This window comes from Paenibacillus pinisoli (assembly GCF_003605435.1).
GTDB lineage: Bacteria > Bacillota > Bacilli > Paenibacillales > Paenibacillaceae > Pristimantibacillus > Pristimantibacillus pinisoli.
In genome coordinates, this window is sequence record NZ_QXQB01000003.1 from 855612 (window position 1) to 867578 (window position 11967).

Below are 11967 nucleotides of genomic sequence, written 5' to 3' on the forward strand. Positions count from 1 at the left end.
GTCATTCTCCCTTCCGCTTCCATAACGCGGCGAAGCCGCGCTTCTCCTTGTCCTTGCCGTCATTCGATGTCAATTCCTCGAACAGCTTGGAGATAAGCGATTCTTCGTTGATATCCCGGACAATCATGCCGTTAATGGAGAGGGAGACTTGTCCCGTCTCCTCCGATACTGTGACGGACAGCGCATCGCTCACTTCACTGACACCGATTGCGGCGCGATGCCTTGTCCCAAGCTCTTTGCTGATAAAAGGATTCTCCGACAGCGGCAAATAACAGCCCGCCGCCATAATCTGACTGCCTCTAATGATAACCGCTCCATCATGCAGCGGCGAATTCGGCGTGAAGATGTTGATCAGGAGCTCCGATGAAATGCGGGACTCCAGCGGAATGCCGGACTCAATTAGCTCCGACACGCCTGTCTTGCGCTCGAACACAATCAGCGCGCCGATCTTCCGTTTCGACATATGCTGTACAGCCCGAATGATTTCCTCTAATTGCTCGCTCAGCGCATTGCGTTCGATGGACGAAGTCCGTGAGAACAGATTGCCCCGTCCAAGCTGCTCCAGCGCGCGCCGCAGCTCCGGCTGGAAGATGATCACGACGGTAATGATCCCCCATGTGAACATCTGATTCATCAGCCATTTCAGCGTATACAGATTGAACCAGGTACTGATTGCCCATGTGGCGACGAGCACAAAAATCCCTTTGAGAAGCTGGACCGCCCGCGTACCTTTCACAATCAAAATCAATTTATAAATAATAAAGCTAACGATGCCGACATCGATAATATCCTTCAGCCAATCCTGCCATGTCGAATCTGTTAAGTAGCTCATACGCCAACCCCCAACTGCAGACCACGTCAGTATGTTTTTAATCGCGTTTCAACTTTATTGTTTTCTATATCGGGGATTGGAAATCCTTTATTTTTAAATTATTTTCAGAAATCTTTTCAGAAGTGTGTAGAAAAAAAGCTTCCCTTCTACATAAGGGAAGCCGCTATGCTATTTCAATGAGGGATTACGCCGCCGAAAGCGGACGTTACCTTATACCAGAACCAGTCCAGCGCCTGGTCGATCGTACGGCTTTGTCCCGCGATATGGCCGGTCGAAGCCAGCACCATGGAGCCGTCGATGACGGTCACGTTGCCGTCGACGGACCCTTGCACCTCTACTCTGCCGTTCTCTACGGTCAGGTTACCCGTTACCTTCACGCCCTCGGGCACAATCACCGTGTTGCCGTTAATGACGACATGCTGCAAGTCCTCGCCCGATACGATCATCCTGGCGTCCTGATCCCATGAGGAGAAGAAGCTGCCCAGCATGACCAGCAGAAATACAGCCGCGGCGGTCAGTCCCGGATAACGGTACAAGATGCGGATAAAGCGATTGCGCTCGGTGTTCTTCGGCTTCGGCAGCTGCGCCATGATGCGATTTTTCAGATCAGCCGATGCGGCGCTGCTGAGCTGCGCGGCTGGCTTGACCGATTCCCAGGCGGCGAATGCCGCTGCATCGGCCTTCTCCAGCTGTTCTAACCGCTCGCTGCAAGCGGAACACGACTTCAAGTGTGTTTTTAGTTCGGTAATTTCTTCACGTGGCAGCTCGCCGTCCAGATAGTCATGGATTTTGACGATGGCGACTTTGCATTCCATAGCAGCCATTCCTTTCTTCTATGCTCGATTATACGAATGTCATCCCGCTTCGGTCGGGAGAATAAATTGCCTGCTAACGCCCTAATGATTCTGCTTGCCCGTATGATTCCTTGGTAAGCATGATCTCGTTATAGGATACGTATCAGAAAGAGGGATGTTTCAAAAAAATAAAATTGCTTCTGCTTATAATCGATGCTCGAGCTTCTTGCGAAGAAATTCTCGGCCTCTATGGACGCGGGTTTTGATTGTGGTAACCGGCATATCCAGTATATCGCCCACTTCCTGCAGCGACAGGTCCTGTATATATCTAAGCATCATAACGGACTTGTACTTCGGCGGCAGCGACTCCATCGCCTGATGGATGATCCGCTGCGTATCGGACAGGATCAGCTCCGACTCCGGTGTCCGGTTATCGCTTGGAATCATGGAATAGCCGTCAAGACCGTCATACTCCTGCGATTCGGCATCCAGCGAATAGGTTGGCTTCCGCTTGCGCAGACGGTCGATACATAAATTGGTTGCGATCCGGTAGATCCAGGTTGAAAACTTGAGCGTCTCGTCAAACCTCTCCAGGTTTTTGTATACGCGCAAAAACGTATCCTGAACGACATCCTCGGCTTCTTGCCTGTTGTTCAGCATACGGTAAGCCATATGAAAGAGCTTGTCCTGATATAGGTCCACAAGCTCAGCGAACGCTTGCTGGTCGCCCTTCAGCGCGAGCCTCGCAAGCCTATTCTCCAACACGTTCACCTTGTCATTTCCTCCAAACGTTACGATCGTTCGTCTCCGCCGCCTTATGAGCGGACGTCCGGAACGATACCTCTACCACCTATGCTTTATCTAATCCAATCGGCAATCACTTACAAGGGACATGCAAATAAGAATCCTTCTAGAAAAATGGTAATCGACATGAACCCAAAATGCAAGACCATTACGCAAGCGATTAGTCTCATTGGACGAGATTATGAGGCTTCGGTCCGGGATGGGGACACCCTTGGCTTATCCGGAGTGGTAATATCTAACTAAAGAGGGGCGAATGATGAAAAAGAGGCCGCTTGCCAGCCCGAAGCTGCAGCGTCCTCTCTTCACCGTCTTCTTACAAAGTGTTCGTCTTCAGCTTCTCCAGCACTTCCAGAATCGTCGTCGTCGGAATCGCAAAGCCAATGCCCTGGGCTTCAGCATTCACCGCCGTGTTCATGCCGATGACCTCACCCTTCGCATTCAGCAGCGGACCGCCGGAGTTGCCGGGATTAATCGAGGCGTCGGTCTGAAGCAGATGCTCATACTTATGCTCCCCTTGTTCATCCTGGATCGTAATCGGACGTTCCTTCGCGCTTAGCACGCCCATCGTCAGCGTATGGTCGAAGCCGTACGGGTTGCCGATCGCCAGCACCCATTCGCCGATCTGTGTCTCATCGGAGCTGCCCAGCTTGAGTGCCGGGAATGTGCCTCCGTCCGGATGCCTCACCTTCAGCACCGCCAGATCCAGGTCATAGCTCGAGCCCAGCACCTCCGCCGTCAGCGGCTCGTCGTAGCCCTGCACTTGCACCTTCACTTCCGATGCGCCGGACACGACATGCTCATTGGTCAGGATCAGCCCTTCCTTATCGAAGAAGAAGCCGGTACCGGAGCCATTCAACACCAGCGAGCCTTGATCGTTCTGGGGCGTTGCCGAGCCGCCATTCCGGTCAGGCGAGACTTGTCCGCCAAAGAACTGCTCCAGCCATGGGTCCATCCTCATGCTGCCTTGCGCCTTCGACTGGCCGTAGTTCTCGATCTTCACGACGGCTGGACTGGCCTGCTCGTAGATCGCAGCCATATCGTCCTTCGTATTCACCGACGCTGTCGTCAGGCCTGCATCTTGTCCGTTGCCGCTGCTAGCCTGTATGCCGGCTGCGCCCTTCTCACCCATTAGGCCGCCTGTGAACAGGTTGTTTTTGTCCGCCGCATACGTAAATCCGCCAATGACCAGCGCGCCTGTCAGAAACGCCGCGAATAGCGGAAGCGCCGCATTTTTCTTTTTCCGGCTAGGCCGGCTTTGATTCACTTCCCTATAATAAGCTTCGAATTGTGGAGCAGCCAGCTGCCTTCCCGTATCCGCATCATTTCGGCTAGTCGTGTTATAGTTGTTCTCTTCGTTCATTTTCATCATCCTCCCTCATGAACTGGTGAACTTTATAGCTCTATCATGAGGGCTGCACCTTAAACCAATCTTAAGAGGGACTAAAACCTACATAAATATATGCGCGCATGAAAAAACCTCCTCCCCGGTGTCGGAACCGAGGAAGGAGGCTGGAATTTGAAGCTACAGACATTAGCCCGTATTGCGAAGGCCGGCTGCAATTCCGTTAATGGTCAGCAGCACTTCGCGCAGCAGCTCTTGATCATCCTGATCATTCGCGCGCAGGTCGCGAAGCTCCGTCAGCAGCTGCACTTGCATGTAGCTGAGCGGATCAACATACGGATTGCGGAGACGGATCGATTCTTGAATGACTGGAACGTTGTCCAGAATCTCGTCTTGGCCCGTAATACTCAGGATCAGATTGGAAGTCAGCGCGTACTCGGCTTCAATCTGCGAGAAGATGCGATCGCGGATGCTTTGCTCCTTGATCATATTCGCATATTCCTTCGCGATAACCAGATCAGCCTTCGCCAGCGCCATCTGCAAATTATCAATCAGCGAGCGGAAGAACGGGAATTGCTCGTACATGGTCTTCAGCGTAGCCAGCTTCTCCCCATCGTCGCCGACGTATTGCTGAAGCGCCGTACCGGCTGCATACCATGCCGGCAGCAAGTAACGGCTTTGGGTCCAGGCGAATACCCATGGAATCGCGCGCAGATCCTCAAAGCGGTCGCTGTTCTTGCGCTTGGAAGGACGGGAGCCGATGTTCAGCTCGCCAACCTCAGGCAGCGGTGTAGACTCCTTGAAGAATGTCAGGAAGTCCGGATCGCGGAAGATCAGGTCCTGATACTTGTTCAGCGCCGTCTCCGAGATCGAACGGGAAATCGCATCCCACTCCGCTTCCGCTGCTGGTTCCTGCTGCGGATACTTCGCAAGTCTTGCGGAAGTAATCAGCGCCCAAGTCGCTTGCTCCAGGCTTCGGTAAGCGATGCCCTGCATCGAGTAACGCGAAGACAATACCTCGCCCTGCTCCGTGATCTTGATGCCGCCGCCAACCGTATGTGGAGGCTGAGCCAGAATACTGCGGTTCAGCGGCATGCCGCCGCGTCCGAGCGCTCCGCCGCGTCCATGGAAGAACTTCAGCTTCACGTCGTATTCCTTGCCGGCTGCCGTAATTTCTTTCAGTGCTACGCGCAGCTCCCAGTTCGCAGTAACCACGCCGCCATCCTTGTTGCTGTCGGAGTAGCCGAGCATGATCTCGTGCATGTTGCCCCGCGCTTCTACCGCCTTGCGGTAGACCGGAATCTCGAACAGCTCCTTCATAATGCCAGGAGCGGCATGCAGATCGTCGATCGTCTCGAAGAGTGGCACGGATTGCAGCGTGCAGCGAATCGTGCCATCGGCTTCCTTGCGGAACAAGCCGACTTCCTTAGCGAATACCATAACCTCCAGCATATCGCTGGCGGCTTGCGTCATACTGATCAGATAACTCGTAATACAGTTCTCGCCGAACTCCTGCTGCGCACGGTAGATCGTCTGATACACATCCAGACACTCGCGAGTCGATTCGGAGTAGTCCAGATGGCTCGATGTCAGCGGACGCGGATCGTTCAGCAATTGGTGAAGCAGCTTCGTCTTCTCTTCTTCCGAGAGGGAAGCGTAGTCCTCTACAACATGCATCTTCGCCAGGATCTCAGCCATGGCGTTCTCATGCTCTTGGCTATGCTGGCGAACATCCAGCGCCATCAGGTGGAAGCCGAACAGCTCCACTTGGCGGACCAGCTTCGCCAGGTCCGTATCGGCAACATAATCGGCATAGTGATGACGCAAGCTGCGGTCAATCACCAGCAGGTCTTCACGAAGCTCTCTTGGATGGTTGTAGCGATTCGCCGTGCCCTTCAGCGACTCATCTCGCGTATTGGCCAGCTTCTCCAGCATATAAGCCAGCTTGATGCGGTATGGCTCTGTAGCAATGCGCCAAGGATCTACGCACTTCAGCTCGACATGCTCGCGGTCGGACTGAATCGATTGCTGCAATTCGTCCGTAATCGTCACCAGGTTCGTGCTAAAGCTCAATAGGTCCGTAAGATCATTCAGCTTCTCTTCGTACTTGTTGAGCGCCAGCTGACGATGCAGCTGAAGCGTCTCCCATGTCACCTTAGCGGTAACGGAAGGATTCCCGTCGCGGTCTCCGCCGATCCAGGAACCGAAGCGAAGGAAGTCAGGCACATGCCAGCGATCCTCCGGATAGTACTTGCTGAGGCAGCGCTCCAGCTCTTCGTATACGCTTGGAAGCACTTCGAAAAGCGTCTCGTCAAAGTAATACAAGCCGTTGCGCACTTCGTCGATAACGGTAGGCTTGCGGTCACGCAGTTCATCCGTCTGCCACAAGGTTAGAACCTCGTTAAGCAGCTTCTCCTTCAGCTTCTCGCGCTCACGGAAGGTCAGCGTTGGATTGTCCAATTGCATGACGTCCTCTGCAATGCGCTTATGAATATCAAGCACCACACGGCGTGTTGCTTCCGTCGGATGCGCCGTCATAACCAGCTCCAGAGAGATGCCGCTCAGAATGTCGCGTACATCCTCTACGCCAATCTGGCGCTCCTTCAGATCCTGAATCGCGCTTTCGATGGAGCCGCGCTGCACGCTCTCGCCTGCAGACACTTCATAGTCACGCTTTCTTCTGATACGGTGGTTCTGTTCGGCAATGTTGACCAGTTGGAAGTAAATCGCGAAAGCGCGAATTACCTGGTGCCGAATTTCCGGACTTAGGGAAGATACTGTGGACTTGAATTGCTCGAACAGCTCCGGTACAAATTCCGCGCGAAGCGCTTTGCTTTGTTCCCGAATTTGCTCAACGATCTCAAGCAGCTCGCGTCCGCCTTGGTGGACGAGAACTTCGCCTAGAATGTTGCCCAGGAAACGTACATCCCGTCTAAGCAAATTGTTTGTTTGTGTTCGACTAGCCGCTGTTGATGATACAGATTGTTCCGACATACCGTTCCTCCTACAAATCTGTGCAGCAAACCCACTTTGAAAGCATCCGCTCAATCGATACGCACATGCCTATTTCAAACTTCGTAAGGTCACTCTCACTTTAAATGGCGTAATCACTTCTACTATCATACTACAAAACGACCCGCCGTTGAAGTCCCGCAGCGCAATCTGTCGCCTTATTCTGACGACTTTCATGATTTACCACAGGAAAGCGTGTTGGTACAAAAAAATCCCCCTGCATCGCAGAGGGAGTCGGTTGTGATTACTGGAGCGGGTGATGGGAATCGAACCCACGCTATTAGCTTGGAAGGCTAAAGTTCTACCATTGAACTACACCCGCAAGAATGATGGTCGGGACGACACGATTTGAACATGCGACCCCCTGGTCCCAAACCAGGTGCTCTACCAAGCTGAGCTACGTCCCGAAATATTGATTCATTCTAAGTAAAGATGGCGCGGCCTAAGAGATTCGAACTCCTGACCTTTTGATTCGTAGTCAAACGCTCTATCCAGCTGAGCTAAGGCCGCAAATAACTATGGAGCGGAAGACGGGAATCGAACCCGCGACCCTCGCCTTGGCAAGGCGATGCTCTACCGCTGAGCCACTTCCGCACATAAAGTGTATCGTCGCTTTCTGCAACTTATCGTCGCGGCGACAAGTAATAATATATCACCTTCTGAAATGAATTGCAACTCCTTTTTTCGAAAAATGTTTGGTTTGTAAAAAAAACCGCATTTCCCTTGGGGAATGCGGCTCTTTGTTCCTCTATTGGGCATTTCGCCAGGCTATCTAATATCTGCCTGAATCTAAGCGCCTGCAGCGGTGAGCTGTTCCCGTTCTTCACGGTTCTCTTGCTTCATAACACGATCGGACACCGGCGGCGCTGCCAGGGCGAACGGAAGGCATAGCGGCAGTCCTGTGCGCGGATCCGGCACGATGTCGGCTTCGATGTTGAACACCTCGCGCATAATCTCAGGCGTGATAACCTCTACAGGCGATCCTTCACCCTTGACCACACCGGACTTGATCGCGATCATATGGTGGGCATAACGAGCCGCATGGTTCAAATCATGGACAACCATTACGATTGTCCGGTTATTCATCTCGTTAAGCTTCTGCAGCAAATGAAGAACTTCCAGCTGATGCGCCATATCCAGGAATGTAGTAGGCTCATCCAAGAACAGAATATCCGTCTCCTGCGCCAAAGCCATTGCGATCCAAGCGCGCTGGCGCTGGCCGCCGGACAATTGGTCAACCGGGCGGTCCGCAAAGTCAGCCATGCCCGTAGCCTCAACCGCCCACTTCACGATTGCGCGGTCTTCCTTGCTCAGCGAGCCAAATCCCTTCTGATAAGGGAAACGGCCATAAGCAACGAGTTCGGACACTGTGAGGCCGTCTGGAGCTGTAGGGTTCTGAGGCAGGATTGCAAGCTGCTTCGCCACTTCCTTCGTGGATTGCTTATGAATCGACTTGCCGTCCAATAGCACGCTGCCCTTGGAAGGGTTCATAATACGCGCCATTGTCTTAAGTATGGTAGATTTCCCCGAGCCGTTAGCGCCAACAAGAGCCGTAATCTTCCCTTGGGGAATGGAAATATTCAAATTCTGAACGATCAGACGTTCCTCATACGAAATATCTAGTCCTGTAGTCGTTAACCGAATCATGCCATGCACGCTCCTTCCGCCATCACTGGGCTGGGCTTGGCTGTCCTGCGCCTTGAGCAGTGATAACGATTATCAATACTATTGATGATAATAGTTATCAGTCCAAATGTCAATGGCATTCTTCATCCACTCTTCATAATGGAGGAAAATATTAAAAACTAGGCATTCTAATAGATTGCCAGATTTGATTACAGGCCTTCGAATCTAGTACACTGTGAGCAAGGGAGTGGATGAATCATGATGAACAAAAGATATACGCTTGAGGAAGCCAATGCACTGCTTCCTGTCATCAAGCAAGAGCTTCGGCAGCTTCAACGCATGGCTGAAGAAATGGAGGATCACTACACCGCTTATCGCAAAGTCAAAGCCATCTATCAAGACGGCCAGAGCGATGCCCTGTTCGAGATGGAAAGCAGACTGGATTTCATGCAAGTTGAGCTGAACTTATATATGGAGAACTTCTCCCGCAAAGGAGTGCTACTCAAAATGATCCATCCCGGCTTGGTCGACTTTCCGGCTATCCTGGATGGCGATGAGGTTCTTCTCTGCTGGCAGGAGGGCGAGCCGAATATTACGCATTACCACGGCTGGACAGAAGGATTTATGGGCAGAAAACCGCATCCTGAGGCTGAAGGAAATTAAATAGACATAACAAAAGACCCTTCTGCTCGAAGGGTCTTCTCATGTATGGTGCGCGTAGAGGGACTTGAACCCCCACGGTCGCCCGCTAGATCCTAAGTCTAGTGCGTCTGCCAATTCCGCCATACGCGCGTGGGTAACTCTAGAATTAGATCATACACGATATTCGATCAAAATGCAACCTCTACACAATAATAAGCCAGGCATCCACACGGGATGCCTGGCTTACATTTATTCAATCGTTTGAACTCGCGATCACTCACGTTTATTCGCGACCGGCTTTCTCGACTTCTACATCGTCCTCATCTTCTCTTGCATTCAGTACAAGGGAAGCCTGCAGAATCTGATGGTTGTCCATCTCAACGATGGTCCACCGGTGCTTGCCGTGGTAGATCGGCACAGGCTCCTCATCGAAGGAGATTAGCTGGACTTGCAGCCATCCGCCGATCGTGTCGACATTGTAATCATTGTCGAATTTGATGCCGAATTGCTCTTCAATATCGCTAAGCAGCACTCGGCCGCTGAATACATATTCTTGGTCGGATACCTTCATAATATCGGGCTTCTCATCCGCATCGAATTCGTCACGGATCTCGCCTACGATCTCCTCCAGAATATCCTCCATCGTTATGATGCCGGCCGTACCGCCGTATTCATCAATGATAAGAGAGATGTGTACGCCCTGCTTCTGCATCTTCAGAAGAACGTCTTGCAGCGGCGCAGTCTCATGGATCGCTTCGATATCATGAATCAGGTCCTTGAGAGGCGTTGGACGATTCAACACCAGGTTTGTAACCAATTCCTTCGCATTCAGGAAACCGATAATTTTGTCTTTATCGCCATCCTGCGTGACAGGGTAGCGCGTATATCGATTCTCGTCAATAATGCTCAATATTTCATCATTGCTCATCTTCTCGTCAATGGCCACGACTTGAAGCCTTGGCACCATGACATCTTTCGCCACGCGCTGGTCGAAGGCAAAGATGTTCTGCATGTACGAAAGCTCTGTCTGATTAATCTCGCCGCTCTGGAAGCTCTGCGTCATAATGATCTTCAGCTCTTCCTCGGAGTGGGCCTGTTCGTGACCGGCAGGCTGAACGCCGAAGATGCGAAGGAAGACACGGGCAGAACCGTTAAGCAACCAAATTAACGGGAACAAGATCTTTCCGAACAAGACGAGCGGTCTGGCAAGTAATAACGTCATCCGTTCTGCATACTGGATTGCTAGTGTTTTTGGCGCAAGCTCACCAAAAACCACGTGCAGGAATGTCATTAACGACAGGGCTAGTGCATAAGAGATCGGTGTGGCCCATGCGTCTGATACGCCCCAATCATGGAATAACGGATGCAACAATTTCTCGATTGTCGGTTCACCCAGCGCACCGAGTCCGAGCGCTGTAACGGTAATACCGAGCTGACAGGCAGACAAGTAGTAATCGAGGTTCGATACAAGCTTCTTGGCTGCTAAGGCTGTCTTGTTGCCTTCTGCAATCAATTGATCAATACGGGACATTCTGACTTTGACGACGGCAAATTCCGATCCGACAAAAAATGCAGTTAACACAATTAATAATAATACCAGTAACAAATTGATGACTATGGCTACGTCCAACTAGTTCCCTCAGCTGAGGGATTCACCTCCGTGTAGTTAAAAATGCTTTCCCTATTGCTATACGTCCATCCGAACACCGCGTTTCAACAATCTTCAGATTTCTTCACTGCTTTATTATGCTAATACTCGGGGAGGTTAATTCTCACTGTCCCGCCAGCCACTACATATAAAGTGGCTATGCTCCTTCTCAGGGGCGTAATCGACTAAGACAAGATCAGTCACATCCTCAACCGTATAAAGGCTTATACCCCGATTGTACACCGTTCAAACACTTTTATAGACAGCAAAAAACCCTTCTGCTCGAAGGGTTTTCTCATGAATGGTGCGCGTAGAGGGACTTGAACCCCCACGGTCGCCCGCTAGATCCTAAGTCTAGTGCGTCTGCCAATTCCGCCATACGCGCGTGGGTCTTGCCGGATAAAAAACTGGTGAGCCATGTAGGACTCGAACCTACGACACCCTGATTAAAAGTCAGGTGCTCTACCAACTGAGCTAATGGCTCTTAATAAAATGGCTGGGGATCAAGGATTCGAACCTTGGAGTGACGGAGTCAAAGTCCGTTGCCTTACCGCTTGGCTAATCCCCAGCGTTACGGTATGGTGGAGGATGACGGGATCGAACCGCCGACCCTCTGCTTGTAAGGCAGATGCTCTCCCAGCTGAGCTAATCCTCCATAATGGTGACCCGTAGGGGATTCGAACCCCTGTTACCTCCGTGAAAGGGAGGTGTCTTAACCCCTTGACCAACGGGCCTAACGAATAATTGCTGCTATTAGCTTGTCCATTGCAATGATACAGACCTCTTCAGAGAAGATCTGGAGCTCTCAACCGGGATCGAACCGGTGACCTCATCCTTACCATGGATGCACTCTACCTACTGAGCTATGAGAGCAAGTATGGCTCCCCGAACAGGACTCGAACCTGTGACAACTCGATTAACAGTCGAGTGCTCTACCAACTGAGCTATCAGGGAACATTGCACATTGTTGTAATAATGTGTCCAAGAGCTGCAATTGCTTTAAGACAAGACAATTCAAAGTGTTTTGCACCTTGAAAACTGGATACGAAAGTAATGCTTCAACTTCTTTAGCGTGCTCGCCAAGTTCCAGGCTCACCCAAGCATATGCTTACGATGTCAGCCTTTCCTTCGGAAAGCTTGTAGGATAAGCCCTCGACCGATTAGTATTCGTCAGCTCCACACATTGCTGTGCTTCCACCCCGAACCTATCAACCTCGTCGTCTTCAAGGGGTCTTACTAATTGGGAAATCTCATCTTGAGGGGGGCT

General features: G+C 51.5%; 8 protein-coding genes, 12 tRNA genes and 1 rRNA gene. 1 reads left to right on the plus strand and 20 read right to left on the minus strand.

Annotated features, from left to right (window positions below; translation table 11 throughout):
• Position 1: 1 nt before the first annotated feature.
• The 10 genes from cdaA to D3P09_RS17115 form a co-directional block, all read right to left on the minus strand.
• Positions 2-832, minus strand: coding sequence for a diadenylate cyclase CdaA (gene cdaA, locus D3P09_RS17070; RefSeq protein ID WP_120112404.1), 831 nt, complete (start codon positions 830-832; stop codon positions 2-4).
• Positions 833-1005: 173 nt separating this feature from the next.
• Positions 1006-1647, minus strand: a complete 642-nt coding sequence (locus D3P09_RS17075) for a zf-HC2 domain-containing protein (protein ID WP_120112546.1) — start codon at positions 1645-1647, stop codon at positions 1006-1008.
• Positions 1648-1830: 183 nt separating this feature from the next.
• Positions 1831-2397, minus strand: coding sequence for an RNA polymerase sigma factor SigW (gene sigW, locus D3P09_RS17080; RefSeq protein ID WP_120112406.1), 567 nt, complete (start codon positions 2395-2397; stop codon positions 1831-1833).
• 346 nt (positions 2398-2743) lie between these two features.
• Positions 2744-3799, minus strand: coding sequence for a S1C family serine protease (locus D3P09_RS17085; protein WP_120112408.1), 1056 nt, complete (start codon positions 3797-3799; stop codon positions 2744-2746).
• Between the two features lie 162 nt (positions 3800-3961).
• Positions 3962-6766, minus strand: a complete 2805-nt coding sequence (ppc, locus tag D3P09_RS17090; protein ID WP_120112410.1) for a phosphoenolpyruvate carboxylase — start codon at positions 6764-6766, stop codon at positions 3962-3964.
• A 266-nt stretch (positions 6767-7032) separates the two neighbouring features.
• Positions 7033-7106 (minus strand) — tRNA-Gly (locus D3P09_RS17095).
• 8 nt (positions 7107-7114) lie between these two features.
• Positions 7115-7191 (minus strand) — tRNA-Pro (locus tag D3P09_RS17100).
• Between the two features lie 26 nt (positions 7192-7217).
• A tRNA-Arg gene (locus D3P09_RS17105) sits at positions 7218-7294 on the minus strand.
• A gap of 9 nt (positions 7295-7303) precedes the next feature.
• Positions 7304-7378: transfer RNA gene (locus D3P09_RS17110), tRNA-Gly, on the minus strand.
• 195 nt (positions 7379-7573) lie between these two features.
• Positions 7574-8431, minus strand: coding sequence for an ABC transporter ATP-binding protein (locus D3P09_RS17115; RefSeq protein WP_120112412.1), 858 nt, complete (start codon positions 8429-8431; stop codon positions 7574-7576).
• 237 nt (positions 8432-8668) lie between these two features.
• Here D3P09_RS17115 and D3P09_RS17120 point away from each other — a divergent pair, with 237 nt between their 5' ends.
• Positions 8669-9073, plus strand: coding sequence for a DUF2203 domain-containing protein (locus D3P09_RS17120; protein WP_120112414.1), 405 nt, complete (start codon positions 8669-8671; stop codon positions 9071-9073).
• Positions 9074-9119: 46 nt separating this feature from the next.
• Here the strand turns inward: D3P09_RS17120 and D3P09_RS17125 are convergent.
• From D3P09_RS17125 to D3P09_RS17170, 10 genes are all read right to left on the minus strand, one after another.
• Positions 9120-9202: transfer RNA gene (locus D3P09_RS17125), tRNA-Leu, on the minus strand.
• Positions 9203-9335: 133 nt separating this feature from the next.
• A complete protein-coding gene (locus D3P09_RS17130) occupies positions 9336-10682 on the minus strand; it encodes a hemolysin family protein (protein ID WP_120112416.1) in 1347 nt (448 codons plus the stop codon).
• A gap of 320 nt (positions 10683-11002) precedes the next feature.
• Positions 11003-11085 (minus strand) — tRNA-Leu (locus tag D3P09_RS17135).
• Positions 11086-11108: 23 nt separating this feature from the next.
• Positions 11109-11184 (minus strand) — tRNA-Lys (locus D3P09_RS17140).
• A 9-nt stretch (positions 11185-11193) separates the two neighbouring features.
• Positions 11194-11268, minus strand: a tRNA-Gln gene (locus D3P09_RS17145).
• An 11-nt stretch (positions 11269-11279) separates the two neighbouring features.
• A tRNA-Val gene (locus tag D3P09_RS17150) sits at positions 11280-11355 on the minus strand.
• A 4-nt stretch (positions 11356-11359) separates the two neighbouring features.
• A tRNA-Glu gene (locus tag D3P09_RS17155) sits at positions 11360-11434 on the minus strand.
• Positions 11435-11497: 63 nt separating this feature from the next.
• A tRNA-Thr gene (locus tag D3P09_RS17160) sits at positions 11498-11573 on the minus strand.
• A gap of 5 nt (positions 11574-11578) precedes the next feature.
• Positions 11579-11654, minus strand: a tRNA-Asn gene (locus D3P09_RS17165).
• Positions 11655-11840: 186 nt separating this feature from the next.
• Positions 11841-11967, minus strand: a 23S ribosomal RNA gene (locus D3P09_RS17170); the annotation flags it as partial.

Excerpts from the sequence above, each read along its gene's own strand:
- cdaA (WP_120112404.1), bottom strand. The coding sequence starts at position 832 with ATGAGCTACTTAACAGATTCGACATGGCAGGATTGGCTGAAGGATATT.
- D3P09_RS17075 (WP_120112546.1), bottom strand. The coding sequence starts at position 1,647 with ATGGAATGCAAAGTCGCCATCGTCAAAATCCATGACTATCTGGACGGC.
- D3P09_RS17085 (WP_120112408.1), bottom strand. The coding sequence starts at position 3,799 with ATGATGAAAATGAACGAAGAGAACAACTATAACACGACTAGCCGAAAT.
- ppc (WP_120112410.1), bottom strand. The coding sequence starts at position 6,766 with ATGTCGGAACAATCTGTATCATCAACAGCGGCTAGTCGAACACAAACA.
- D3P09_RS17115 (WP_120112412.1), bottom strand. The coding sequence starts at position 8,431 with ATGATTCGGTTAACGACTACAGGACTAGATATTTCGTATGAGGAACGT.
- D3P09_RS17120 (WP_120112414.1), top strand. The coding sequence starts at position 8,669 with ATGATGAACAAAAGATATACGCTTGAGGAAGCCAATGCACTGCTTCCT.